Consider the following 25,688-nt stretch of genomic DNA (forward strand, 5'->3'; position numbering starts at 1 on the left):
GGAGACGGGCGGAACTGACTAATCGCCACATTAGGAGCGGGCCTGGACGGCTGCCCGCCGCAGTGGGCCATCGGGGAGGGGGCCTTTCGGGGGTGCCGGGCGCGGGGCGGGAGTGCGCTCGGCCGTACGTGTCTCGCGTGTTTTCGCGCGCCCTGCGTGGACCGCCCGGCTATGCGCCGTCCGCCGCCAGCCGCAGCGTCGCCACCGCGCCCCCGTCCGCCGCGTTCGTGAACGCCAGCCGCGCGCCCAGCACCTCGGCCTGCCCTCGCGCGATGGTCAGCCCCAGGCCGTGCCCCTTCGACCCGCCCTCGGTGCGGAAACGCTGCGGGCCGTGCTCCACCAGGTACGCCGGATAGCCGTCCCCGTGGTCCCGGACCGTCACCACCGGACCGTCCACCGTCAGCCGCACCGGCGCCCGCCCGTGCCGGTGCGCGTTGGCCACCAGATTGCCGAGCACCCGCTCCAGGCGCCGCCGGTCGGTCTCCACCCGCGCGTCCCGGACGACCACCACCTCGGTGTCCGTCCCCGACGCCCGCACCACCCGCCGTACCAGCGCGCCCAGTTCCTCGGTGTCCGCCTCAAGGCGCTCGCGTCCGCTGTCCAGCCGGGAGATCTCCAGCAGGTCCTCGGTCAGCGTGCGCAGCGCGGCCACCCGGTCCCGGACCAGCTCGGTCGGCCGTCCAGGGGGCAGCAGCTCGGCCGCCGCGTGCAGCCCGGTCAGCGGGGTGCGCAGCTCGTGCGCCACGTCCGCGGTGAACCGCTGCTCGCTCAGCAGCTTGCCCTGCAGGCTCGCCGCCATCGAGTCCAGCGCCGCCGCCACCGCCGCGACCTCGTCCCGCTGCCGCGCCGGGCCGTGCGTACGGGGATCGTCCACCCGCGCGTCCAGGTCGCCCGCGCTGATCCGCCGGGCCACCCGCGCGGTCGTGTGCAGCCGCCGGGTCACCCGGGTCACCGCGAACGCCCCGACCAGCGCCGTCGCGCCGATGGCCAGCACCGAGGACCACAGGATCGACCGGTCGAGCCCGGCGATCGTCCGCGCCTGCTGCGAGTGGTCCACCTCCACCGCGATCGCCCGGCCGCCGTCGGCCGGTGCCGCCGCCCACATCGTGGGCCGCCCCTGGTACGCCGCCACCATCGTGCCCCGCTCCCCGGACACCGCCAGCTCCCGCAGCGGCGCGGGCAGCCCGGCCGGGTCGAGCCCGGCGCCGGGCGGCAGCGCGTCCCCGGCCCGGTAGGCGCGCACCGCGTCGTCCAGGCGGTCCAGCGCCTGACCGCGCGCCTGCCCGACCGTCTGGTCCGTCACCGAGACGTGCACCAGGACACCGAGCAGCGCGGCCAGCGCGCAGCACATCACCGTGATGAACGCGGTGGCCTTCGCGGCGAGCGTCCCGGCCCAGTGGGGGAGCGGGCGCCTCACGGGGCACCCGGGGGCGTGTTCGGGTTCGGGCCCGGCGGAGGCGAGGCGGACGGCCCCGGAGCCGCCGTACCGCCGCCCGTGCGCAGGAACTCGTCCCGCGTGAACACCATCGCCCGCTGCTCCGCGTCCCACGCCCAGGTGGTCCGGTACTCGTACCCCGAGATCTCCGCCGGGGAGCGCACGATCACCGAGCGCCCGGCCAGCTCCACCCCGGTGATCGCGTCGTTGTCGGACAGCACCCGCACCAGGGTGTGCCCCTCGGCGGTGTACACCCGTACCGCCGTCTGATTGGTGGGCCTGAGGCGGAAGCCGAGAGTGAGATCGTCCCGGCCGTCCCCGGTCAGATCCCGGTAATAGGCTTTCAGCAAGGGGCACTTGGGGTTCCGCGTGCTCTCCGCGCAGTCCTTCATGCGGTCCACCGTCGCGTGGTACGCCCCCTTCGAGCCGTAGTCGTCGGGGTGCGCGGCCATCTCGGCCGTCACGACCGCGACCGGGTCGACCGCGCGTATGCCGCCCCCCGGCACCCGTATCCCCTCGACCGTCTCCCGGCTGGCCACGTCGTACGGATACGCCGGGCTCGACGCGGGCCGCAGATCCGGCCACAGCGTCGCCGGGCCGACCGCCACGGGTGCGCGCCCGTGCGCGAGGAGGCCCCCGGAATCCCCGCATCCGGTGAGCCCCGCCGCCAGCACCGCGACGAGTCCTGCGACGCGGACACCCCGCGCGGACCTGCGACGACGGTCGGACACGGCGCTCCTGTGCTTCCGGGTGAACGGGGCCCGTACACCTTACGCGGGACGGCTGTGCGGCTTGCGGGGGATGGCCGTACGGCTTGCGCGGGATGGCCGTGCGGCTCATGTGTGACGGCCGTGCGTCCGGCGGGCCCGTTCCCGGGGGCGGGACTCCTTGCACGGGGTGCCCCCGCCTGGTCCCATGGTCGAGGGGTGATGGCGCATGAGCGGACTGCGCGTGGTGCCGACCCGGCTCCACGGCCGTGAACGGCTCTACGTCTGCGGCAGGGACGGGAAGAACGTCGCCTGGTACGACCGCGAGACGGCCCGGGTCAGCCTCCTCGCCGAGGACGCCCGGCAGGCCGTGCTCGCCGCCCTGCACCCCTTCCTCACCGGGCCCGTGACCGTGGGCCCGCCCCCGGCCCCCAGTCCCGCCGAACTCGCCCGCCTCACCCTCCACCCGGACGACGACCTCGCCCCCAACCGCCCCGGCGAGGCCCTGCTCGTCGCCCTCGACCGCAAGCCCGGCCCGGCCCACCGGCTCCGCCCCGACCCGCGCCGGAACGCCCTGGCCGCCGAGGAGACGGTGGGCGCCGCCCTGGACCGGCTCGACGGCGCGGGCTGGCACACCCTGCACTCGATCCCGCTGCCCGGCGGCGACCGCATCCACCATCTGGTCATCGGCCCCGCGGGCCTCTTCGCCGTCCGCGCGCTGTACGCCCGCAGACAGCGGGTCCTGGTCGCCGACCCGATGGTCGCGGTGGGCCGCCGCGCCCCCGAGCCGCTGCTGCGGCGGCTGCGCGCGGACGCCGACCGGGCCGCGTACGCCCTGACGGCGGAGGTACGGCCCGTGCTCGCGGTCGCGGGGCAGGCCGAGGTGCTGATCACGGCCGCGCCCCGGACCGTACGGATTCTGCGGGAGGGGGAGCTGGCGGGGCTTGCGCGGCTGGGCGGGGTGCTGAAGCCGGGGGAGGTGGAGGCGTTGCACGCGAGGGCGCGGGACCGGAGGACGTGGCTGGCGCTGTAGATGCCGTGCTTCTACGGCAGTTCCGTGGCCCGTTCCGGGTCCAGCAGCCCTGCCATCAGGTCGCCGTGCTCCGCCACCCGGGGTGCGATGTCACCGGCCAGGAACTCCAGGTCCGCCGGGGCGCGGCACGCCGCCACCTCGTCCCAGGTGACCGGCGCGGAGACGAGCGGGGCGTGGCGGGCGCGCAGGGTGTACGGGGTGGCGGTGGTCTTGCGGGCGGCGTTCTGGCTCCAGTCCACGAAGATCTTGCCGGGCCTGAGGTTCTTGGTCATGCGGTGGGTGACCAGACCCGGCAGCGCCTCCTCCGCCTCCACCGCGAGCGCCTTCGCGTACTCGCTCGTGGCGTCGGGCGAGGCCCCGCGTACGGCCGCCAGCAGATGGAGCCCCTTCGACCCGGCGGTCTTGGCGTACGCCTCGATGCCGTCGGCGGCGAGCCGGTCGCGCAGCCACAGGGCCACCTCGCAGCAGTGGACGACCGTCGCGGGTGCCCCGGGATCGAGGTCGAACACGAGCCGGTCGGCCTCGTCGGGGGTCTGGACGCGCCACTGGTGGGTGTGGAACTCGGTGACCAGGTTCGCCGCCCAGACCAGCGAGGGGAGGTCCTGCACGACCACCATCCGGGCGGGGCCCTCCGTGCGGGGGACCTCGGCGGTCGTGACCCAGTCGGGCGTACCCGGTGGCACGTTCTTGGTGAAGAAGACCTGGCCGCCGGGGCCGTCGGGGTAGCGCAGGAAGGAGACCGCGCGGTCGCGCAGATGCGGGAGCAGGACGTCCGCGGTGGTGGCGTAGTAGTGCAGCAGCTCACCCTTGGTGAAGCCGCTCTCCGGGTACAGCACCTTGTCCAGGTTGCTGAGCGTGACCCGCCGCCCCGCCACCTCCGTCACCGGCGTCATAGGATGACAATCCCAGAAACGGGGCGAAAGGGATAAATCGACACCATGCGGAAGGGGCACGGCACGTGCGATCCATATGGAACGGCGCCATCTCGTTCGGCCTGGTCAGCATCCCGATCAAGCTGGTGAACGCCACCGAGAGCCACGCGGTCTCCTTCCGCCAGGTCCACACCGAGGACAACGGCCGCATCCGCTACCGCAAGGTGTGCGAGCTGGAGGACCGCGAGGTGAGCCAGGGGGAGATCGGCAAGGCGTACGAGGCGCCGGACGGCGAGATGATCCCGATCACCGAGGACGACCTCTCCCATCTGCCGCTGCCCACCGCCCGCACCATCGACATCGTCGCCTTCGTGCCCGCCGACCGCATCGACCCGCTCCAGATGGACGCGGCGTACTACCTCGCCGCCGCCGGAGCCGCCGCCGCCAAGCCGTACACCCTGCTGCGCGAGGCCCTCAAGCGCAGCAACAAGGTCGCCGTCGCCAAGTTCGCCCTGCGCGGGCGCGAACGGCTCGGGATGCTGCGCGTGGTGGGCGACGTCATCGTCATGCACGGGCTGCTGTGGCCGGACGAGGTGCGCGTGCCCGAGGGCGTGGCCCCCGACGTGGACGTCACCGTCCGCGACAAGGAACTCGACCTCGCCGACGCCCTGATGGACACCCTCGGCGAGGTCGACCTGGACGACCTGCACGACGAGTACCGCGAGGCCCTTGAGGAGGTCATCGCGGCCAAGGCGGCGGGCGAGGCCCCGCCCGAGGCCCCCGCCCCGGCCACCGGCGGCAAGGTGCTCGACCTGATGGCGGCGCTGGAGAAGAGCGTGCGGGAGGCGCGGGAGTCGCGGGGCGCGGAGGGGGAGGAGGCGGAGGACGCGGAGGACGCGGAGGTTCGTACGCTGCCGCGTGGGCGGAGCACCCCGAAGGAGACGGGCGGCAAGAAGTCGACGGCTGCCGCCAAGAAGGCCCCGGCGAAGAAGACGGCCTCGGCGCGCAAGTCCACGTCCAAGTCGGCGGAGCCGTCGGGGAAGCGGGGGGCGACGAAGAGTACGGCGAAGAAGGCGCCGGGGAAGAAGGCCGCGGCGAAGAAGACGGCGTCGCGGAAGCGGTCGGCGTGAGGGGGGCGGTGATGGCGTGGCCGGTGATGAGGCTGACGCCGCCGGTACGGCCGGTGATCACGAACACCCCCTCCAGCGGGACTGCCCCCGATTCCCACCCCCTCCCCGCCTCCCCTCATGCACGATGAACGTGTGACATACGTGGTGACCGTGACCATGACGCCGCCCGAGGGCACGTCGGACCTGGACGCGCTGCAGCGGGAGGGCGTCCTCTTCCTGCTGCGCAAGGGCTTCGACTCCCTGGAGGCCATCGAGGGGCCGGACGGCATGGAGGTCGACCTGATGGACGACCTCATCGCCGTCCACCCCGGCGGCGCCCTGCTGAAACTCTTCGTGGACGCGCCCGCGCTGGAGTTCGCCGAGGAGGCGGCCCGCGAGGTGGTGACCGAACTCCTGGACACCTCCGAACCCCTCGCCGACTGGCTGATAACCCGCTGCGCGGTCGAGCTGAACTCCGAACTCCTCCAGGAAAGCCTGGACGCCGCCGACGGCCCCGACGCCCCACCCGCCGACCCCGCCGAACGAGCCCGCCGCCACGCGGCAGGCGACCTCCCCCACGCCGCACCCGGCACCCCGGCCCCCTCAGAAACCGAAGCGATGCGCACCCGCCTGCGCGAACTGGCCCCGGTCCTGACGTCGTTCCCCCTGACGGCCTTCGGCTACGCGGGGGAGGAGACGGGGCGAACGGGAAGCGGCGAGGGGGCGGCCGGGACGGCGAGCGCCGAGGCGACCGGGGCCGTGAGCGGAGAGGCCGTCGCTGGGACGGCGGGCGGTGAAGCGGCAGCAGGAACGGTGCGTGGCGACGCGCCTGGAACGGCGAGCACCGAGGCGGCTGGGACAGCGGGCGACGAGACCGCTGCGACGGGGGGCAGTGGGGTGGCGCCGGGGACGGTGAACGGCCGGGCGACTGCCGGGACGGCGAGCTGTGAGGCGCCCGGGGCGCTGGGCGACGAGGCATTCGGGACGCTGGGCGGCAAGGCGGCCGGGACCGTGAGTGGCGAGACCGCTGGGACCGCGAGCGGTGAGACCGTCGCGGAGGTGGGCACCGAGGCCGCCAGGGCGACCGGTGGTGAGCCGATAGGGACGGTGAGGCCCGAGGCGAGCCGGGTCGTGGGCAAGGAGGCGGCGGAGATCGCCGCAGGTGCCCTGATCTACGCGATCGACCTGCTGGTGGACGAACTCTTCACCGACCTCGCCGCCCTGGAGGAGGACGGCCCCACGGTCGCCCGCAGCAACGCGACCTTCATGATCCTCGACGACCTCCCCCCACACCTGGCCGACGAGTACACGGTCCTGTTCACCCGCCGCCTCACCGTCACCGCCATCACGCTGACCTCCCGCCTCACCCGACCCCCCTTCGGCCCCCCGACCTGCGTGGCCGAAAAACTCCTCCTGGGCTCCCTCCTCACCCAGGCCGAGGTCACCGCCGACCTCTACGGTCTCCTGACGGACGAAGTGGCCAGAGCCCTGGAGAACTTCGCGTCCGCCCTGAACACCCCGGCCCCCTACCCCGCCCCCGATTCCCCGGAATCCTGGTTCACCCCGTACACGGAGGACTGCCGAGTACACCCGTACGCGGCGAACGAGGAACCGGAGGAGACCCTGCACGAGCTGCCGGACTGACCGACCCGGACTGCCCGAACAGGATCGGCGGAACCACCTCATCCGGTCGATACCCGCTGTTACTGTCCGCCCGTGGGTACGCAGCTGCACATCCAAGTCCCCGAAGACCTCTGGCAGTTACTCGACGCCGCCGACTTCGACTCGCTGGACTCCTTCCGGGGAGCCGACCAATGGGCCGATGTCGCGCACGCCGTCGTCGCCACGGCCGAGCAGGGGCTCGGCATGGGAGCCAATCTCGTCACCGTGCTCCTCGCCCGGGACGCCATCGCCTCCTTCGTCGAGCAGGTGAGGCGCTGGACGGACAGGCGCGGAGCGGAGACGCGGCGTACCGGCGAAGCGGTGGTGAACCTGACGGTCCGTACCGCCGACGACACGACCACCATCTCGATCACCCGCAAGGGAACGGCCGACGTGGACGTCGAGTTGCTGACCCGGCTGCTGGCCTCCGCGATGAACTCCCGTCAGGGACAGGACGGATGAAGCTCTTCGGCCGCTCGCCCGCCGACCGGCACCGGGTGGCCGCGCAGACGTACAAGAGCATCCAGGACCGCTACAACGCCGCGATGCGGGCCCGGCAGAGCCTGGAAGGCGTCCGCGACGACGTCTGGGACCTCCAACTGACGCTGTTCGACGACGTGGTGAAGGGCCACACCGCGGTCGCAGGGCCGCTCTTCTCGGCCGCCCGCCTGTCGTTCTTCATCGAGTTCGGCACCGGCGTGGACTGGACCCGCGCGACGATGTCCGCCCTCGCCTTCTCCACCGCCTGCTGCGTCCTGGACACCGTGAGCAGCGGACGCGACGAACCCCTGCCCGCACCCCTGTTGCGCGAGATGCGCGGCATGGCCCTCGGCTCCGCGTACGTCGCCCACCGCTGCGGCGTCCCCCTCGCCGGGGTCATGACCGCGGAGGCCATCACCTCCCTGGCCCTCGGCGACCGCATGATCACCCGCGAGACGACGGCCACCCTCACCACCGACGACGGCATGTCCACTCTGCGACGCCAGTTGGCGGAGATGCGCCGAACAGCCGCCGACGAACTGCGCGCGGCCCGCACCACGACAAGACACCCGTCACAAGGCGCGCTCCCCCTCCAGGAAGCCATGAAGCAGCGCTTCCTGACCGATCTCGCCACGTACGAGACGACGGACGGCGCCACCAGACTGGCCACGTCCCCCAACGCGGTCGCCTCCGCCCGCGCGGCCCTCGCCAGTGGCCGCACCTTGATCTACATCGCCCCCGCACCCCGCAGCGCCACGGCCTTACGCCTCAACTACCCGCCGGGCGACCGGGAGATATGCGAGAGCATCGAACTCCCCGCCCTGGACCTCACCACCGTGCGCACCCTGGTCGACCGCGTACGAACCGCCTACGCCGCGGCCCAGCGCGGCGAACTCGGCCGCAAGGCCCTCTCCCGCCTGATCCGCTCCACGCTCGACGAAGTGACGGCCGCCTTCTGGACCCCGCTCCTGACCGCATGGCCCGAACTCCGCAGCACCCCCCTGGCGTTGATCCCCCTGGGCGAAGCAGCCCTGCTCCCCTTCTACACCGCCCTCGTGGACGACACCCCCGCCTGCGCCACCCTCAACCTGACCCTCGCCCCCTCCGCCCGCGCCCTCCTCCTTTCCTCCGGCTGGCAACCACCACCGAACGGCAAGACCCTGGTGGCCGCAGACCCCTGGTACGACGGCGACGGCTTCCAGCCGATCCCCCGAACGATCCCGGAGGCACAGGCGATCGCAGCGCTCCACGGGGTGGAACCGAAGCTGTTCCGAGTCGATGAAGCAACCAACGACGTTGGGGGAAACGGAAGTTCACCGGAATACCCGGACCCACTCCGCACGACCGACGGAAGCCCGCTCACCACCCCACCCACGACTCTCACGGAACTCCCGGACCTCACAGCCCACTTCACCGAAGCCACCCTGCTCCACCTCGCCTGCCACGGCGAACTCCGTTCCGACGCCCCGCTCTCCTCGTCCCTGCTCCTAGGCGGAAGACTCCCCCTCACCACCCTCCTCCAGGGCAACCTCACCCCCGGCGCCACCATCGTCCTGTCCGCCTGCGAACTGGGCAGCATCACGGGAGACCTCCCCGACGAACAACTGGGCTTCCCCGCCGCCCTCCTGGCCATAGGTGCCCGCACAGTCATCGGCGCCCTCTGGCCGGTCCCCGACACCCCGGCAACGGTCACCCTGATGACAGACCTCCACCGCACACTGCCCCATTCCCCACCGACGACGGCCCTGGGCCAGGCGATCGGAAAAGCCCACGCGGACGGCGTCCCGCCTTCGGTGTGGGGTTCTTTCACGTGTTTCGGAGCGTGACGCGGACCGGGCGAGGCGAGTGCCTCGTCACGGATGCGGGCCAGCCGGGCAACGTGGCTGGCAGCCGAGCCCTACGAGCCTGTCCAGCCTCCCGAAGGCCGCGACGGCGGAAGCCAACGGGCCAGGCACTCACCTCCGCCCACTTCACAGGCGAGTACGACACCGCGTGCGGCGCGCTACCGTCCGCATACCGCCCGCCCCTCTCCCCGTCAGCCCACCACGTCCTCCGCGAGCAACTGCTCAGACATCACCGCGTCCAGCTCGTCCACCAGGCTCTGGTCGAATCTCATGGTGACCCCCTCACCTCATCGGGTGTGACACTCGTCGTGGCTCGACGGGGAGGAGATGCCCCACTTGCTCAACACGGAAGACGGAGACGTTGATCACCACCCGAACCAAGACTGCCGTCCCCCTGGGGGCGGCGCTCGTCCTGCTCGCCGTCGCCGGAGCCGCGTACGCCCTCGGCCTGCCCCCCTTCGGGCAGAAGGCCACCATCAAGGCATCCGCCGTGTGCGGCACCCTGGGCGCTCCGGACTCCACCGCCGCCACCCTGAACCGCCTCCTCCCTGCCGAGTCGTCGTACTCCTTCGACGACGCCATGACGGATCTGCGTACCGACGCCTCGGATGACACCTACGAGACCTCATGTTTCGTGAACGGCGGTGGCAGGCAACTGCTCTCGGTGACGGCCGAGATGGCCGAATACGAGACCCCCGACAGCTGGATCGAGGAAGCGGTGGCCCAACTGGTCTCGCGCCGCGACCTCGTCCCCTTCGCCGCCGGTGACAAGGCGGTCGCCGCGGGCTCGGTCGCGGCGATCTACGTCCCTTGCTCCTCGCAGGGACCTGACCGGCACCTGAGCGTCGTGGTGGACCTCAATGACCGCGGTGGTGCGACGGGGGAGCAGCGGCGACGAGATCTGATCACCTTGGCGCGGAACACCGCGGTGTTCGCCCATGAGAAGGCCAAGTGCGAAGCGCCTTCCAAGGTTTCGGCTGACTGAGGCGTCCGGCGTCTCGGGGACCATGGGAGGAATCCCATGGCAGGAATCAACTAGTGTCATATCTTCCTATTAATCTCCTCCGTGTGGGACTTGGAGATGTGACGCGTTCGGGGGCCCTGGCCGCTGTCGACGAGTGTCAGCGCCTGGGACGTGAAGCCTTCTGCGGCCGGTACGGCTTCGGCCGGACCGCGACGTACGACCTGGTGCTGGACGGGGGCCGCTATGACGTGGAGGTCATCGCGGCTGTAGCGCACTTGTACGCGGCCGGCACCCTGCTGTCGGCCGAGGATTTCAGCGGCGGCGCGGACGCGGTGGCTCATCAGATGCGCGCGCTCGGCTTCACGGTGGAAGACGCGATCGATGTCGCGGACGGCGAGGACCAGGAGTCGGCACCGCAGTTGGTTCTCCAGCCTCGCGGGGCCCGGGACCGCGGCCCGCAGCACTTCGTCAGGTCCGTACGGCAGGGCATCCCGCTCGCGGACATCAAGGACGCGCTCGGCAGTCAGGCCGATGTGCTGGCCGCCTTGTATCCGGACGGAATCGCCCGGCTGTGGGGTTCCACTCCCACCACGCAGGTCAACAACGAGAAGGCGAAAGCCCTGCGAGGCCGACGCGTTGGCGACGATGTGCTCTTCTACGCGGAGAACCACTTCATCGCCCGCGCCCGCATCCTCCACCTGTTCGACAGCTTTCCCGTGGCGCGGGCGGTGTGGGGGACCGACGAGGGTGACGCCAGTTGGGAACACATCATTGTTCTGGGGGACGTCGAAGAGTTCCCGACCCGCATCCCGGCAGCTCCGGTACTGCGGAGGCTGAACGTTTCCGCGCCATTGCGGAGCCTCACCCTGCGGTCCGCCGACGACTACCGCCGTGTCGCCCGGTTTCTCCCGGAATGCCGTCAACCGGCTGCTGTGCCGCTCCGGAGAGCACTTCCTGCCGCGTCCTCACCGCTCACCTCCAGGGACTTGCTGGAGCGGGTCGGCTCCCTCAACACGCATCGTCACCCGGAGAACAACGCTCCCAGCCGTCACCAGCCACTGGCTCTGCTCTGGGCGATCTCCCGGATCGCGGCGGGCAAGCCGCGCCTTGCACCGTGGTCCAGCTTCCGTGCGGAGGTCGGTCCGCTCATGGCCGCATTCGGGCTGCCCGGTTCCAAGGTCACTCCCGAATACCCCTTCTGGCATCTGCGAGGCAGCGGCCTGTGGGAGGTGCACGGAGTACGTCCCGATGCCGGCCCCATGCCGCAAGTGGGCCTCTTCAACAGGGTCCAACCCGTCGCGGGCCTCACTCACGCAGCCGCCGAACTGCTGCGGAACCCTCTGGCCCGTCTCGAAGCCGTGGTCAAGCTGTGCGGCACGTATCTGGACGGCGTCGATCAGCGCGAGCTGCTCAGCCGGGTGGGCCTCGCCGGGTACGCGACTGCCGACGGCCTGCTCGACGACGGCGAGGACGATTCCGCCCAGGAGGCTGCCGACGCGAAGCGTGCGACCGGCCCGACCGAGCGGCGGGAGTCCACCTCCTCCCGGCTGGTCCGCGATCCAGCCATCGCATCCCGGGTCAAGAAGCTGCACGGTCACGCCTGCCAGGTGTGCGGAGAAAAGCTCTACTACAAGCGCAAGCCCTACAACCAGGCTGCCCACATCCGTGGCCTCGGATCCCCGCACCACGGCCCCGACGAGCTGCAGAACCTGCTCTGCCTGTGCCCCAACCACCACCTTCTCTTCGACGGCCTGGAGATCTACGTCGACATCGACGACACGGTGAGGCGCACCCACGGGGGCGAGCCCGTCGGACACCTGCACCGAGACGCCCGCCATCACATCGACGAGGCATATCTCCAGTACCACCGGACGCTGTGCGATCTCAGCAGACTGACGGGGAAGTAGCGGCACACGAACGCCCTCCGCCACCGTCCCGGTCACCCCACACCGCGGAGCACGCCCAAGACCCCTGGTCCCCGGCCCAGGGGCAAGCCCTCACTCAAGTTCCGCGCACGGGCGGACATACGCGAAGACCCCGTCCTCAGCGTTCGTGCTGATGGCGGGGTCTTTGGGCACCTACTGCAAGGTGCCCCCGGCAGGATTCGAACCTGCGCACACGGCTCCGGAGGCCGTTGCTCTATCCCCTGAGCTACGGGGGCGTGTCGGGCGTTGCGCTGGGCGCTTGCGGCGACGGGTAGAACCCTAGCAGGTCTTTCGGGGTGATCAGGAACGGGTTTGGGGGCGGTGTCCCCCGGGAGGCTGGAAGTGGGGAAAAGCCGGACGCGGTGGCCCGGGCCGACCTACTCTCGAGTGGTGTCAGGCGCCACTGGCCGGGTGCTCGTCGTGGACGACAGCAACGTCATCCGGCAGCTGATCAGGGTCAACCTCGAGCTGGAAGGGCTGGAGGTCGTGACCGCGGTCGACGGTGCCGAGTGTCTGGACGTGGTGCACCAGGTGCGCCCCGACGTGGTGACACTCGACGTCGTCATGCCCCGGCTCGACGGGCTCAGTACCGCCGCCCGCCTCCGGGCCGACCCCCGTACGCGTCATCTCCCGCTCGCCATCATCAGCGCGTGCACCCAGTACGAGGTCGAGAGCGGTCTCGGGGCCGGCGTCGACGCCTTCCTCCCCAAGCCCTTCGAGCCCGACGAACTCGTCCGGCTCGTCAAGGGGCTCATGGAGCGGGGGGAGCGGAGAGAGGGGAGTGGGCGGTTCGGGGGTGGCGATGACGATGTCAATGGTGGGGTCGCGGGTGGGTGCGGGTCGGTGATCAGTTAATCCCGCCCGGTTCGTCGGATGTTCGTAGCTACCTCCACGCCCTCACGTGCTCCCGCCCTCACCCCTCCATGCCTCCCTCCCCCTCCCACACCCCCCACCCGCCTCCCCTACGCTTGTCCCGTGACCCCCCTCGACCTCTCCCGGACCGTCCTGGACGCCGTGCGGTGTGCCGTGGACGCGGGGGAGCTGAGCGTGGAGCTTCCCGAGCGGGTCGTCGTGGACCGGCCGGGGCCCGGGGGGTGCGGGGACTTCGCCACCAACGTCGCCCTGCGGCTCGCCCGGCCCGCCGGACAGACCCCGCTCCGCGTCGCCGAGATACTGCGGCCCCGCCTCGCCGCGGCCGAGGGCATCGAGGACGTCGTCGTCACCGGCCCCGGCTTCCTCAACATCAGCCTAGCCGCCCGCGACGACCTCACCGCGGGGATCGTCGGCGACATCCTCACGCGCGGCACCGCCTACGGTCACAGCCGCGCCCTCGACGGGCAGGTCGTCGTGCTGAGGGTGCCGTACGAGGTGCGGGCCGAGGTCGTCGCCGACGCCGTGGCCAGGATCGTCGCCACCCAGGGCGGTCGCGCCGAGATCGCGCACCTCAAGCCCGGCGACGACCACGGCACCGGCGAAAGCACCGGCGACCTCCTCCGCCCCCTCCCCGCCCCCGAGGACCCCGCCCCCCTCGGCCCCGACGCCGCGCAGTGGGCCCTGCTGCACCCGGCCGCGCACGACCGCCCCCGGATCAGCGCCGACCACCTCGTGCAGCGCGAGAGCAACCCCCTCTTCCGGGTGCGCTACGCCCACGCCCGCGTCCGCTCCCTCTCCCGCGCCGCCCACCTCCTCGGCTTCACCGCCGAACCCGGAGACACCGAGGCGGCCGAGCGGACCACGCAGACCGTACAGACCGCGCAGAACACCCTCCTCACCCCCCTCACCGCCCACCCCCGCATCCTCACCGCCGCCGCCACCCACCACGCCCCCGACCGCGTCGCCCGGCACCTCGTGACCGTCGCCGACGCGCTCTTCCCCCTCCTCCCCGGCGTCCTCCCGCTCGGCGAGGAGAAACCCGAGGCCGCCCACCGTGCCCGGCTCGCGCTCGCCGAAGCGGCCGGGACGGTGCTGGCCGGTGGCCTGTCCCTGCTCGGCATCGACGCACCCGAACACCTCTGAGGGCGCCGCAGAGCGCCCCAGCGCGACACAGAGAGCCAAGGTCATGAGCCGTTCCGCCCACCCCGCCGGGCCCCGCCACGCCGACGTCCTGCCCGAGGGGCACTACTCCGCCCCGCCCGCCGACCTCAACGCACTGGACCCCAAGGTGTGGGCCCGTACCGTGCGCCGGGACGAGGACGGCGTGGTCACCGTCGGCGGCATCCCCGCCACCCGGCTCGCGGAGGAGTACGGCACCCCCGCCTACATCCTCGACGAGGACGACTTCCGGGCCCGGGCGCGCGCCTGGCGCACCGCGTTCGGCGAGGGCGCCGACGTGTTCTACGCGGGCAAGGCGTTCCTCTCCCGCGCCGTCGTGCGCTGGCTGGACGAGGAGGGGCTCAACCTGGACGTCTGCTCCGGCGGCGAGCTGGCCACCGCGCTGTCCGCCGGGATGGACCCCGCGCGCATCGCGTTCCACGGCAACAACAAGTCGGTCGAGGAGATCACCCGCGCCGTCGAGGCGGGCGTCGGACGGATCGTGCTCGACTCCTTCCAGGAGATCGTCCGCGTCGCGCACATCGCGCAGTCCCTCGGCAAGCGGCAGCGCGTGCAGATCCGGATCACCGTCGGCGTGGAGGCGCACACCCACGAGTTCATCGCGACCGCGCACGAGGACCAGAAGTTCGGCATCCCGCTGGCGGGCGGTCATGCCGCCGAGGCCGTACGGCGCGCGCTCACCCTCGACGGGCTCGAACTCATCGGCATCCACAGCCACATCGGCTCGCAGATCTTCGACATGTCCGGCTTCGAGGTCGCCGCGCACCGCGTCGTCGGACTGCTCAAGGACGTCCGCGACGAGCACGGCGTCGAGCTGCCCGAGATCGACCTCGGCGGCGGCCTCGGCATCGCCTACACCAGCGACGACGACCCGCGCGAGCCGCACGAGATCGCCAAGGCGCTCACCGAGATCGTCACCCGCGAGTGCGAGTCCGCCCGGCTGAGCGTGCCGCGCATCTCCGTCGAGCCGGGCCGCGCGATCGTCGGACCCACCGCGTTCACGCTGTACGAGGTCGGCACCGTCAAGCCGCTCGCGGGCCTGCGTACCTACGTCTCCGTCGACGGCGGCATGTCGGACAACATCCGTACGGCGCTGTACGACGCCGAGTACAGCGTCGCCCTCGTCTCGCGCACCAGCGACGCCGAGCCCATGCTCGCCCGCGTCGTCGGCAAGCACTGCGAGAGCGGGGACATCGTGGTCAAGGACGCGTTCCTGCCCGCCGACCTGGCACCGGGCGACCTCATCGCCGTACCCGCCACCGGCGCGTACTGCCGCTCCATGGCGAGCAACTACAACCATGTGCTCCGCCCGCCGGTCGTCGCCGTCCGCGACGGGGAGGCCCGCGTGATCGTCCGGCGCGAGACCGAGGAGGACCTGCTGCGTCTCGACGTCGGCTGAGCCGGGAGAAAGACCTGTCGGCCGGGGCCGCCCGGAAAACCTCCTGCGGCCCCGCCCGGTGAAATGAAATACATGTCTCAGGATCCGGACCAAGGGTAGAAACCGCCGTCCGGTGAGTGAGACTGGTCCCACCGCACACGGTATGAGGGAAACGAGGTCGGATGATGCGTACGCGTCCGCTGAAGGTGGCGCTGCTGGGCTGTGGAGTGGTCGGCTCCGAGGTGGCGCGCATCATGACGACGCACGCCGACGACCTCGCCGCCCGCATCGGCGCCCCGGTGGAGCTGGCCGGTGTCGCGGTGCGCCGCCCCGCCAAGGTGCGCGCGGGCATCGACCCCGCGCTGGTCACCACGGACGCGACCGCGCTGGTCAAGCGCGGTGACATCGACGTGGTGGTGGAGGTCATCGGCGGCATCGAGCCCGCCCGCACCCTCATCACCACCGCCCTCGAACACGGCGCCTCCGTCGTCTCCGCGAACAAGGCCCTGCTCGCCCAGGACGGCGCCGCGCTGCACGCCGCCGCCGAGGAGCACGGCAAGGACCTCTACTACGAGGCCGCCGTCGCCGGTGCCATCCCGCTGATCCGCCCGCTGCGCGAGTCGCTGGCGGGCGACAAGGTCAACCGCGTGCTCGGCATCGTCAACGGCACCACCAACTTCATCCTCGACAAGATGGACTCCACCGGCGCGGGCTACCAGGAGGCCCTGGACGAGGCCACCGCCCTCGGGTACGCCGAGGCCGACCCCACCGCCGACGTCGAGGGCTTCGACGCCGCCGCCAAGGCCGCCATCCTCGCCGGGATCGCCTTCCACACCCGGGTCCGCCTCGACGACGTGCACCGCGAGGGCATGACCGAGGTCACCGCGGCCGACTTCCGCTCGGCCAAGCGCATGGGCTGCACCATCAAACTGCTCGCCATCTGCGAGCGCGCCGAGGACGGCGCCTCCGTCACCGCGCGCGTGCACCCCGCGATGATCCCGCTCGGCCACCCGCTCGCCTCGGTGCGCGGCGCCTACAACGCCGTCTTCGTGGAGTCCGACGCGGCCGGACAGCTGATGTTCTACGGCCCCGGCGCGGGCGGCGCGCCCACCGCCTCCGCGGTCCTCGGCGACCTCGTCGCGGTCTGCCGCAACCTGCTCAGCGGTACGACGGGGCCGGGCGAGTCGGCGTACGCGGCGCTGCCCGTCTCCCCCATGGGGGACGTCGTCACGCGCTACCACATCAGCCTCGACGTCGCGGACAAACCGGGTGTCCTCGCCCAGGTCGCCACGGTGTTCGCCGAGCACGGGGTGTCCATCGATACGGTCAGGCAGCAGGGCAAGGACGGCGAGGCATCGCTTGTCGTCGTGACCCACCGGGCCTTTGACGCCTCCCTGTCCGGGACCGTCGAGGCGCTGCGCAAGCTCGACACCGTGCGGGGTGTCGCCAGCATCATGCGGGTTGAAGGGGAGTAAGCGGCAATGACCCACCAGTGGCGCGGAATCATCGAGGAGTACCGGGACAGGCTGCCGGTCTCCGCCAGCACGCCCGTCGTGACGCTCCGCGAGGGCGGCACGCCTCTCGTGCCCGCGCAGGTGCTCTCCGAGCGCACCGGCTGCGAGGTCCACCTCAAGGTGGAGGGGGCCAACCCCACCGGCTCGTTCAAGGACCGGGGCATGACCATGGCCATCACGCGGGCCAAGGAGGAAGGCGCCCAGGCGGTCATCTGCGCCTCCACCGGCAACACCTCCGCCTCCGCCGCCGCCTACGCGGTGCGCGCGGGCATGGTCTCGGCGGTGCTCGTCCCGCAGGGCAAGATCGCGCTCGGCAAGATGGCCCAGGCCCTCGTGCACGGCGCGACCATCCTCCAGGTCGACGGAAACTTCGACGACTGTCTCGACCTCGCGCGCGCCCTGAGCGACAACTACCCGGTGGCGCTGGTCAATTCGGTCAACCCCGTGCGCATCGAGGGCCAGAAGACGGCCGCCTTCGAGATCGTCGACGCGCTCGGCGACGCCCCCGACATCCACGTCCTGCCGGTGGGCAACGCGGGCAACATCACGGCCTACTGGAAGGGCTACACGGAGTACAAGGCCGACGGCCCGGCCGGCCGCACCCCGCGCATGTGGGGCTATCAGGCGGCGGGCAGCGCGCCCATCGTGCGCGGCGAGGTCGTCAAGGACCCGAAGACCCTCGCCACCGCCATCCGCATCGGCAACCCGGCCTCCTGGCAGTACGCCCTCGCCGCGCGCGACGAATCCGGCGGTGCCATCGACGAGGTGACGGACCGTGAGATCCTGCGCGCCTACCGGCTGCTGGCCGCGCAGGAGGGCGTCTTCGTGGAGCCCGCCTCCGCCGCCTCGGTCGCCGGTCTGCTCAAGGCGGCCGAGCAGGGCAAGGTCGACCCGGGCCAGACCATCGTCTGTACGGTCACCGGCAACGGTCTCAAGGACCCGGGCCTGGCCACCGAGGGCGCCCCGCTGCCGGTCGTCGTCCCGGTCGACGCGGCCGTCGCGGCCCGGCGCCTCGGCCTGGTCTGACGCCCGCCGCGACCTGCGAAACCCCGAGAACGGGCCGCGGCGCCCGGAACGGATGCACAGGGGGCTTACGACACGCATCGTGCGCCTCCTGTGCGCCCTATGTCGCCACTGAACCTTCCTTCGATAGGCTGGGAGCAACCCGCCCACCGCACATGCCCACGCGTGTGGCACGGCGCCGCGTCGTCTGCGCGGCCCGACGGGTCTTCGTACGTCATCGAATGTCCACACCGAATGTCCGCCGCGCGGCACATTCGGGCAGTCCCGCAGCTCAAGGAGAGTCACGAGCGATGGCCGGTCCCGCGTTCCGCGCCGCCGCCGTCCGGGTGCGCGTCCCCGCCACCAGCGCCAACCTCGGTCCGGGCTTCGACGCCCTGGGCCTCGCGCTGGGGCTCTACGACGACGTGGTCGTCCGGGTGGCCGACGCCGGGCTGCACATCGACATCGCGGGCGAGGGCGGCGGGAGTCTGCCGAGGGACGAGCGCCATCTGCTGGTCCGCGCCCTGCGCACCGCCTTCGACGTGCTCGGTGGCCAGCCGCGCGGGCTGGAGATCGTGTGCGCCAACCGCATCCCGCACGGCCGCGGCCTCGGCTCCTCCTCCGCCGCCATCTGCGCCGGAATCGTCGCCGCGCGCGCCGTGACCATAGGCGGCGAGGCCCGTCTCGACGACGCGGCCCTCCTGGAGCTGGCCACCGAGATCGAGGGCCACCCCGACAACGTCGCCGCCTGTCTGCTCGGCGGATTCACCCTGTCCTGGATGGAGCGCGGCGCCGCCCGCGCCATCAGGATGGAGCCCGACGATTCCATCGTTCCGGTGGTTTTCGTGCCCGGGAAGCCGGTGCTCACCGAGACCGCGCGCGGACTGCTCCCGCGCACCGTGCCGCACGTCGACGCCGCCGCCAACGCGGGCCGCGCCGCCCTGCTCGTCGAGGCGCTGACCAGGCGTCCCGAGCTGCTGCTGCCCGCCACCGAGGACCGCCTCCACCAGGAGTACCGGGCCCCGGCCATGCCCGACAGCGCCGCGCTCGTGGAGCGGCTGCGCGCCGACGGCGTACCGGCCGTCATCTCGGGCGCCGGACCCACCGTCATGGCCCTGGCCGACGCGGGCACCGCCGACAAGGTGGAGGCGCTGGCCGGGTCCGACTGGGCCGCCAACCGCCTTGACCTCGATCTGCAGGGAGCGAGCGTGCTGCCGCTTGCGCCCTGACACCCGGTTGCCGGATTTGGAGAGGGGGAATGTTTGTTGCATCCGGTAGTGTTAATCTCAAGTCTGCACCCGACCCCACCATGGCGAGGTGCTTCGTGTCCCCGTCCGGGACAGACATTCTTCCGGGAGCCTCCCAAGCCACTCCGTGTTCCGTGCGCCGTACCTGGGCAGTACGACGTATGGGGGCACTGAGCGAGGCACAGGACCCGCTCCGGAATCGGCGCCGCCGCGCCCTGTGACACCGAGTGTCACGACTCGCGGGGAGCGTCATCACCAGAAATTCCTCTTCCGCCGCTTCCAGGCGGACCACCGCCCCGGCTCGGTACTCACCGACAGAACCGATGCCGGACAGCACAACCGGTCGCCGAGCCAGACAGGCCGACGTCCGCTCCAGGGAAGGACCCTTCGTGAGCGACACCACCGATCTGATGGGCGCACGTGTCGAGGAGACCGCTGCCGCGCCCGCCACGGACTCCGCGCCTGCCACCGGTGCCGGCTCCCGGCGGCGCCGAGGCACCGGCCTCGAGGGCATGGTGCTGGCCGAGCTGCAGCAGGTCGCCTCCGGCCTCGGTATCAAGGGCACCGCGCGGATGCGCAAGAGCCAGCTGATCGAGGTCATCAAGGAGGCCCAGGCCGGGGGCGGAGCCCCCAAGGCCGAGGCCGCAGCCGAGACCAAGCCCAAGCGCCGCGCCACCTCCAAGACCCGTACGGGTGAGGAGGCCGCCGAGGCGAAGGCGGAGAAGTCCGCCGACAAGGCCGCCGCCCAGATCGAGATTCCGGGCCAGCCCTCCCCGAAGGGCCAGCCCGAGCAGCAGGCCGCCGCCGAGGACACCACCTCCGGTGAGCGCCGTCGCCGCCGCGCGACCGCCGAGGCGGGCAGCCCGGCCGAGACCGCCGCCGAGGCGCCGAAGAGCGAGCCGAAGTCCGAGACGCAGCAGCAGAACGACGCCAAGGGCGACACCGGCGACGCCGAGGGCCGTGGCCGCCGCGACCGCCGGGACCGCGACCGTGACCGCGGGGGCCGGGAGCGCGACCGCGACCGCCGTGGCGGCAAGGGCGACGACCAGCAGGGCGGCCAGCGTCAGCAGGGCCAGCAGCAGGGCGGCGGCCGTCAGCAGAGCCAGCAGCAGGACGACGACGACTTCGAGGGCGGCCGTCGTGGCCGTCGTGGCCGCTACCGCGACCGCCGTGGCCGTCGTGGCCGCGACGAGGTCGCCGAGCCGCAGGTCAACGAGGACGACGTCCTGATCCCCGTCGCGGGCATCCTGGACATCCTCGACAACTACGCCTTCATCCGGACCTCCGGCTACCTGCCCGGTCCGAACGACGTGTACGTCTCCCTCGCCCAGGTCCGCAAGAACGGCCTGCGCAAGGGCGACCACCTCACCGGCGCGGTCCGCCAGCCGAAGGAGGGGGAGCGCCGCGAGAAGTTCAACGCGCTCGTCCGGCTCGACTCCGTCAACGGCATGGCGCCCGAACACGGCCGCGGGCGGCCGGAGTTCAACAAGCTGACGCCGCTGTACCCGCAGGACCGGCTGCGCCTGGAGTCCGAGGCCGGCATCCTGACGACCCGCATCATCGACCTCGTCTCGCCGATCGGCAAGGGCCAGCGCGGTCTGATCGTGGCCCCGCCGAAGACCGGCAAGACCATGATCATGCAGGCGATCGCCAACGCGATCACGCACAACAACCCCGAGTGCCACCTGATGGTCGTCCTGGTCGACGAGCGTCCGGAAGAGGTCACCGACATGCAGCGGTCGGTCAAGGGCGAGGTCATCTCCTCGACCTTCGACCGCCCGGCCGAGGACCACACCACGGTCGCCGAGCTGGCCATCGAGCGCGCCAAGCGCCTGGTGGAGCTGGGTCACGACGTGGTCGTGCTGCTCGACTCGATCACGCGTCTGGGCCGTGCGTACAACCTCGCCGCCCCGGCGTCGGGCCGCATCCTCTCCGGTGGTGTCGACTCGACCGCCCTGTACCCGCCGAAGCGCTTCTTCGGTGCCGCGCGCAACATCGAGGACGGCGGCTCGCTGACCATCCTCGCCACCGCGCTCGTCGACACCGGCTCCCGCATGGACGAGGTGATCTTCGAGGAGTTCAAGGGCACCGGCAACATGGAGCTCAAGCTCGACCGGAAGCTCGCCGACAAGCGCATCTTCCCCGCGGTGGACGTCGACGCGTCCGGTACCCGTAAGGAAGAGATCCTGCTCGGCAGCGAGGAGCTGGCCATCACCTGGAAGCTGCGTCGCGTGCTGCACGCGCTCGACCAGCAGCAGGCGATCGAGCTGCTGCTCGACAAGATGAAGCAGACGAAGTCGAACATCGAGTTCCTGACGCAGATTCAGAAGAACACGCCCGCCCCGGGCAACGGCGACTGAGTCACGTCCAACTCCCCCCGCCCGTAAGGGCGTCGAGGCCGCCCCCGTCGGATCTTCCGCCGGGGGCGGCCTCGTTGTGTGCGCCCCGCTGTCCGCATCCGCGCGGTACGACGCCGTACGGGGACGTACGAGGCTGTACGAGACCTTTCCCACACATGTCCCTTCCGCGCCGCCCCCGCACCCCGCCGCGTGCCCCGTCGAAACCCCAGGTGAGCGCGGGATCACCCCCTTGCTCCGGTCACGTTCCGTGATGTCGGTCGCACACGGTGGGCCGGTCCGGCTGTGCGAGCCTGTCCCGAGTTTCCCTGTATGACCAGGTGGAGCGACGATGGTGCGTGACGACTGCACCCGACCCTGAACGCAGGGGGTAATCAACCGGACGAGATCTAGGAGTGACGTGTCCGCCGAGAGCACCCCGGAGCCCGGCCGTCGCGGCAAGGGCCGCCGCCGCAAGCCCCGCAGCACGCGCCGCAAGGCGCTGCTCGCCACCGCCTGGGCCGCGGCGGGTGTCGTCGTCCTGGGCGGTGCCGGAGCCGGATACGTCTACTTCAAGCTCAACGGCAACCTCACGAGCATCGACATCAACCAGATCCTCGGTGCCCACCGGCCCGCCAAGGGCGCGACCGGCTCCGAGAACATCCTGGTCCTCGGCTCGGACAGCCGCGCGGGCGCCAACCGCAGACTCGGCGGCGGGGCCGCCGACAGCGGGGCCCGCGCCGACACCGCGATGATCGTGCACGTCTACCGGGGCCACAAGAAGGCCACCGTGGTCTCGATCCCCCGCGACACCCTCATCGACCGCCCCGCCTGCGCCGACACCAAGGGCCACGACTACCCGGCCGCGCAGGGCGTGATGTTCAACTCCGCGTACGCCACCGGGGGCGCCCCCTGCGCCGTCAAGACGGTCGAAGCGCTCACCGGACTGCGCATGGACCACTACCTGGAGGTCGACTTCGCGGGCTTCCAGCGGCTGATCGACGACCTCGGCGGCGTACCGGTGACCACCACCCAGGCCATCCACGACCCGCAGAGCCATCTGAACCTCCCGGCCGGCACCCACACCCTCGACGGCACCCAGGCGCTCGGCCTGGTCCGCACCCGGCACGGTGTCGGCGACGGCTCCGACCTCGGCCGCATCCAGCTCCAGCAGGCGTTCGTCAAGGCGCTGATGGACCGCGTCAAGCACATCGGCGTCCTCAGCAACCCCAAGCGGCTCTACGACCTCGCCGACACCGCCACCAAGTCCGTCACCACCGACTCCGACCTCGGCTCGGTCAACTCCCTCGCGGACTTCGCCAGCGGCCTCAAGGGCATCAAGTCCTCCCACGTCCAGATGGTGACGATGCCGGTCCGCTACGACCCCGCCGACCCCAACCGCGTCCTCCTGGAACCCGGAAAGGCCGCCCAGGTCTGGAAAGCCCTGAAGAAGGACCACAAGGTCCCCGCCACGGCGACGACGGACGCGGCGACGGGCAACGCGGGCAAGGTGATCGGCACCCCGCAGGGGTAGCCGGACAGGGGCGCGGGGAACTGCGCGACCGGCCGAAGACGGCCCGCACCCGCCCACGAAGCGCCCCCGGCACCGCAAAAGGCGCCACACACCCCCAGGGAATAGAAAAGGGACGCCCCCGGTTTTGGGGGATGGCGCCAGTCCTGGCAGACTGGTACGTCGGCCCCGGTTCACGCCCCGCAAGCCCGCGGCAGCGACCCGGCGCCCTCCCGGAACCTAGGAGACACCTTGAAGCGCGAGATCCACCCCGAGTACGTCGAGACCCAGGTCAGCTGCACCTGTGGCGCGTCGTTCACCACCCGCAGCACCATCCAGTCCGGCGCCATCCGCGCCGAGGTCTGCTCCGAGTGCCACCCGTTCTACACGGGCAAGCAGAAGATCCTCGACACCGGTGGCCGCGTGGCCCGCTTCGAGGCCCGCTTCGGCAAGGCTGCCGCCGGCTCGAAGAAGTAGCGAGCGCGAAACCGCCGGTCCACGGCCACGCCCCGCCCGGGGTGTGCCCGGGACCGGCGTTTTTGGTCGCCCGCCAGCCCTTCACCCGCAGTACAGGAGCCGAAAGATGTTCGAGGCCGTCGAGGAACTCGTCGCCGAGCACGCCGATCTGGAGCAGAAGCTCGCCGACCCCTCGGTCCACGCCGACCAGGCGAACGCGCGCAAGCTGAACAAGCGCTACGCCGAGCTGACCCCGATCGTCGCCACGTACCGCTCCTGGAAGCAGACCGGCGACGACATCGAGACCGCGCGCGAGTTCGCGGCCGACGACCCCGACTTCGCCGCCGAGGTCAAGGTGCTGGACAAGCAGCGCGAGGAGCTGACCGAGAAGCTGCGCCTCCTGCTCGTCCCGCGCGACCCGAGCGACGACAAGGACGTCATCCTGGAGATCAAGGCGGGCGCGGGCGGCGACGAGTCCGCCCTGTTCGCCGGTGACCTCCTGCGCATGTATCTGCGGTACGCCGAGCGCGTGGGCTGGAAGACCGAGATCATCGACGCCACCGAGTCCGAGCTGGGCGGCTACAAGGATGTCCAGGTCGCGGTGAAGACCAAGGGCGGCCAGGGCGCCACCGAGCCCGGCCAGGGCGTGTGGGCCCGGCTGAAGTACGAGGGCGGTGTGCACCGCGTGCAGCGCGTGCCCTCCACCGAGTCGCAGGGCCGTATCCACACCTCCGCCGCCGGTGTGCTCGTCACGCCCGAGGCCGAGGAGGTCGACGTCGAGATCCACGCCAACGACCTGCGCATCGACGTGTACCGCTCGTCCGGCCCCGGCGGCCAGTCCGTGAACACCACCGACTCCGCCGTGCGCATCACCCACCTGCCCACGGGTGTCGTCGCCTCCTGCCAGAACGAGAAGAGCCAGCTCCAGAACAAGGAGCAGGCGATGCGTATCCTGCGCTCCAGGCTGCTCGCCGCGGCCCAGGAGAAGGCCGAGGCCGAGGCCGCGGACGCCCGCCGCAGCCAGGTCCGCACCGTGGACCGCTCCGAGAAGATCCGTACGTACAACTTCCCGGAGAACCGCATCTCCGACCACCGCGTCGGCTTCAAGGCGTACAACCTGGACCAGGTCCTGGACGGCGACCTCGACGCGGTCATCCAGGCCTGCGTCGACGCCGACTCGGCGGCGAAGCTCGCCGCCGCGTAAGCACCACCGCACGACAGCACCCACCGCACGACGAAGCACGAGACCGGAGGAGAAGCGTGCAGCAAGACTTCGGGGGGCGACCCCCGAGCCCCCGCAGCGTGCTGCTCGCGGAGGTGGCCCAGGCCACCCAGCGGCTGGCCGACGCCGGTGTGCCCTCGCCGCGCAACGACGCCGAGGAACTCGCGGCGTTCGTGCACGGCGTCAAGCGCGGCCAGCTCCACTCCGTGAAGGACGCCGACTTCGACGCCCGCTACTGGGAGGTCGTCGCCCGCCGCGAGCAGCGCGAACCGCTCCAGCACATCACCGGGCGCGCCTACTTCCGCTATCTGGAGCTCCAGGTCGGCCCCGGCGTCTTCGTGCCCCGCCCCGAGACCGAGTCGGTCGTCGGCTGGGCCATAGACGCGGTGCGCGCCATGGACGTCGTCGAGCCCTGCATCGTCGACCTGTGCACCGGCTCCGGCGCCATCGCGCTGGCCCTCGCCCAGGAGGTGCCGCGCTCGCGGGTGCACGCCGTGGAGCTGTCCGAGGACGCCCTGCAGTGGACCCGCAAGAACATGCAGGGCTCCAGGGTCGACCTGCGTCAGGGCGACGCCCTGACCGCCTTCCCTGACCTGGACGGCCAGGTCGACCTGGTCATCTCCAACCCGCCGTACATCCCGCTCACCGAGTGGGAGTACGTGGCCCCGGAGGCCCGCGACTACGACCCCGACCTCGCCCTCTTCTCCGGCGAGGACGGCCTCGAACTCATCCGCGGCCTGGAGCGCACCGCGCACCGGCTGCTGCGCCCCGGCGGAGTCGTCGTCGTCGAGCACGCCGACACCCAGGGCGGCCAGGTGCCGTGGATCTTCACCGAGGAGCGGGGCTGGGCCGACGCGGCCGACCACCCCGACCTCAACAACCGCCCCCGCTTCGCGACCGCCCGCAAGGCGACGCCGTGAGCACCCAGACTTCATCCCCG

General features: G+C 71.6%; 21 protein-coding genes and 1 tRNA gene. 18 read left to right on the forward strand and 4 right to left on the reverse strand.

Annotated elements, in window-relative coordinates; all coding sequences use genetic code 11:
* Nucleotides 1-169: 169 nt before the first annotated feature.
* Nucleotides 170-1,417, reverse strand: a complete 1,248-nt coding sequence (locus B079_RS0103995) for an ATP-binding protein (RefSeq protein WP_018544489.1) — start codon at nucleotides 1,415-1,417, stop codon at nucleotides 170-172.
* Nucleotides 1,414-2,166 (reverse strand): hypothetical protein, encoded by a 753-nt coding sequence (locus B079_RS0104000; RefSeq protein ID WP_026248334.1) that lies wholly within the window; start codon nucleotides 2,164-2,166, stop codon nucleotides 1,414-1,416. The genes B079_RS0103995 and B079_RS0104000 overlap by 4 nt, the downstream gene beginning before the upstream one ends.
* Before the next feature lie 205 nt (nucleotides 2,167-2,371).
* Here B079_RS0104000 and B079_RS0104005 point away from each other — a divergent pair, with 205 nt between their 5' ends.
* On the forward strand, nucleotides 2,372-3,175 hold the full coding sequence (locus tag B079_RS0104005) for a nuclease-related domain-containing protein (RefSeq protein ID WP_018544491.1): 804 nt from the start codon (nucleotides 2,372-2,374) through the stop codon (nucleotides 3,173-3,175).
* 11 nt (nucleotides 3,176-3,186) lie between these two features.
* On the opposite strand, the gene ligD is transcribed toward B079_RS0104005, so the two are convergent.
* Nucleotides 3,187-4,068 carry a non-homologous end-joining DNA ligase gene (gene ligD / locus B079_RS0104010; RefSeq protein ID WP_018544492.1) on the reverse strand — a complete coding sequence of 294 codons (882 nt, stop codon included), beginning with the start codon at nucleotides 4,066-4,068 and terminating at the stop codon, nucleotides 3,187-3,189.
* Nucleotides 4,069-4,133: 65 nt separating this feature from the next.
* On the opposite strand from ligD, the gene B079_RS0104015 reads away from it, so the two are divergent.
* The 6 genes from B079_RS0104015 to B079_RS35710 all read left to right on the forward strand — a co-directional run bounded on the left by B079_RS0104015 (nucleotide 4,134) and on the right by B079_RS35710 (nucleotide 12,013).
* Entirely contained in the window at nucleotides 4,134-5,177 is a 1,044-nt protein-coding gene (locus B079_RS0104015) for a Ku protein (protein WP_018544493.1), read from the forward strand.
* 132 nt (nucleotides 5,178-5,309) lie between these two features.
* On the forward strand, nucleotides 5,310-6,800 hold the full coding sequence (locus B079_RS33180; RefSeq protein ID WP_158684937.1) for a hypothetical protein: 1,491 nt from the start codon (nucleotides 5,310-5,312) through the stop codon (nucleotides 6,798-6,800).
* 72 nt (nucleotides 6,801-6,872) lie between these two features.
* Complete coding sequence (locus B079_RS0104025; RefSeq protein ID WP_018544495.1) at nucleotides 6,873-7,280, forward strand: hypothetical protein; 408 nt, start codon at nucleotides 6,873-6,875, stop codon at nucleotides 7,278-7,280.
* Nucleotides 7,277-9,124, forward strand: a complete 1,848-nt coding sequence (locus B079_RS0104030) for a CHAT domain-containing protein (protein ID WP_026248335.1) — start codon at nucleotides 7,277-7,279, stop codon at nucleotides 9,122-9,124. Before B079_RS0104025 ends, B079_RS0104030 begins: the two co-directional genes overlap by 4 nt.
* Nucleotides 9,125-9,503: 379 nt before the next feature.
* On the forward strand, nucleotides 9,504-10,127 hold the full coding sequence (locus tag B079_RS0104040) for a hypothetical protein (RefSeq protein ID WP_018544496.1): 624 nt from the start codon (nucleotides 9,504-9,506) through the stop codon (nucleotides 10,125-10,127).
* Between the two features lie 227 nt (nucleotides 10,128-10,354).
* On the forward strand, nucleotides 10,355-12,013 hold the full coding sequence (locus tag B079_RS35710; protein ID WP_234016738.1) for an HNH endonuclease: 1,659 nt from the start codon (nucleotides 10,355-10,357) through the stop codon (nucleotides 12,011-12,013).
* Nucleotides 12,014-12,195: 182 nt separating this feature from the next.
* On the opposite strand, the gene B079_RS0104050 is transcribed toward B079_RS35710, so the two are convergent.
* Nucleotides 12,196-12,267 (reverse strand) — tRNA-Arg (locus B079_RS0104050).
* A 151-nt stretch (nucleotides 12,268-12,418) separates the two neighbouring features.
* Between B079_RS0104050 and B079_RS31320 the strand changes: the two genes are divergently transcribed.
* From B079_RS31320 to prmC, 11 genes are all read left to right on the forward strand, one after another.
* Nucleotides 12,419-12,886 (forward strand): response regulator, encoded by a 468-nt coding sequence (locus B079_RS31320; RefSeq protein ID WP_018544497.1) that lies wholly within the window; start codon nucleotides 12,419-12,421, stop codon nucleotides 12,884-12,886.
* Between the two features lie 120 nt (nucleotides 12,887-13,006).
* Nucleotides 13,007-14,047, forward strand: coding sequence for an ArgS-related anticodon-binding protein NrtL (gene nrtL, locus B079_RS0104060; protein WP_018544498.1), 1,041 nt, complete (start codon nucleotides 13,007-13,009; stop codon nucleotides 14,045-14,047).
* A gap of 43 nt (nucleotides 14,048-14,090) precedes the next feature.
* Nucleotides 14,091-15,482, forward strand: a complete 1,392-nt coding sequence (gene lysA, locus B079_RS0104065; protein WP_018544499.1) for a diaminopimelate decarboxylase — start codon at nucleotides 14,091-14,093, stop codon at nucleotides 15,480-15,482.
* 164 nt (nucleotides 15,483-15,646) lie between these two features.
* Nucleotides 15,647-16,936 (forward strand): homoserine dehydrogenase, encoded by a 1,290-nt coding sequence (locus B079_RS0104070; protein ID WP_026248337.1) that lies wholly within the window; start codon nucleotides 15,647-15,649, stop codon nucleotides 16,934-16,936.
* 6 nt (nucleotides 16,937-16,942) lie between these two features.
* Nucleotides 16,943-18,001, forward strand: a complete 1,059-nt coding sequence (gene thrC, locus B079_RS0104075) for a threonine synthase (RefSeq protein ID WP_018544501.1) — start codon at nucleotides 16,943-16,945, stop codon at nucleotides 17,999-18,001.
* Between the two features lie 287 nt (nucleotides 18,002-18,288).
* Complete coding sequence (gene thrB, locus B079_RS0104080) at nucleotides 18,289-19,206, forward strand: homoserine kinase (RefSeq protein ID WP_018544502.1); 918 nt, start codon at nucleotides 18,289-18,291, stop codon at nucleotides 19,204-19,206.
* 407 nt (nucleotides 19,207-19,613) lie between these two features.
* Nucleotides 19,614-21,584 carry a transcription termination factor Rho gene (gene rho, locus B079_RS0104085; RefSeq protein WP_018544503.1) on the forward strand — a complete coding sequence of 657 codons (1,971 nt, stop codon included), beginning with the start codon at nucleotides 19,614-19,616 and terminating at the stop codon, nucleotides 21,582-21,584.
* 397 nt (nucleotides 21,585-21,981) lie between these two features.
* A complete protein-coding gene (locus tag B079_RS0104090) occupies nucleotides 21,982-23,094 on the forward strand; it encodes an LCP family protein (protein WP_018544504.1) in 1,113 nt (370 codons plus the stop codon).
* Nucleotides 23,095-23,322: 228 nt separating this feature from the next.
* Complete coding sequence (gene rpmE / locus B079_RS0104095; RefSeq protein ID WP_018544505.1) at nucleotides 23,323-23,547, forward strand: 50S ribosomal protein L31; 225 nt, start codon at nucleotides 23,323-23,325, stop codon at nucleotides 23,545-23,547.
* A 106-nt stretch (nucleotides 23,548-23,653) separates the two neighbouring features.
* A complete protein-coding gene (gene prfA, locus B079_RS0104100; protein ID WP_018544506.1) occupies nucleotides 23,654-24,730 on the forward strand; it encodes a peptide chain release factor 1 in 1,077 nt (358 codons plus the stop codon).
* A 98-nt stretch (nucleotides 24,731-24,828) separates the two neighbouring features.
* Entirely contained in the window at nucleotides 24,829-25,668 is an 840-nt protein-coding gene (gene prmC / locus B079_RS0104105) for a peptide chain release factor N(5)-glutamine methyltransferase (RefSeq protein WP_018544507.1), read from the forward strand.
* Nucleotides 25,669-25,688 lie beyond the last annotated feature (20 nt).

Source organism: Streptomyces sp. LaPpAH-108, assembly GCF_000373625.1.
GTDB lineage: Bacteria > Actinomycetota > Actinomycetes > Streptomycetales > Streptomycetaceae > Streptomyces.

Excerpts from the sequence above, each read along its gene's own strand:
- B079_RS0104070 (WP_026248337.1), top strand. The coding sequence starts at position 15,647 with ATGCGTACGCGTCCGCTGAAGGTGGCGCTGCTGGGCTGTGGAGTGGTC.
- lysA (WP_018544499.1), top strand. The coding sequence starts at position 14,091 with ATGAGCCGTTCCGCCCACCCCGCCGGGCCCCGCCACGCCGACGTCCTG.
- B079_RS0104005 (WP_018544491.1), top strand. The coding sequence starts at position 2,372 with ATGAGCGGACTGCGCGTGGTGCCGACCCGGCTCCACGGCCGTGAACGG.
- ligD (WP_018544492.1), bottom strand. The coding sequence starts at position 4,068 with ATGACGCCGGTGACGGAGGTGGCGGGGCGGCGGGTCACGCTCAGCAAC.
- prfA (WP_018544506.1), top strand. The coding sequence starts at position 23,654 with ATGTTCGAGGCCGTCGAGGAACTCGTCGCCGAGCACGCCGATCTGGAG.
- thrC (WP_018544501.1), top strand. The coding sequence starts at position 16,943 with ATGACCCACCAGTGGCGCGGAATCATCGAGGAGTACCGGGACAGGCTG.
- thrB (WP_018544502.1), top strand. The coding sequence starts at position 18,289 with ATGGCCGGTCCCGCGTTCCGCGCCGCCGCCGTCCGGGTGCGCGTCCCC.
- B079_RS0104030 (WP_026248335.1), top strand. The coding sequence starts at position 7,277 with ATGAAGCTCTTCGGCCGCTCGCCCGCCGACCGGCACCGGGTGGCCGCG.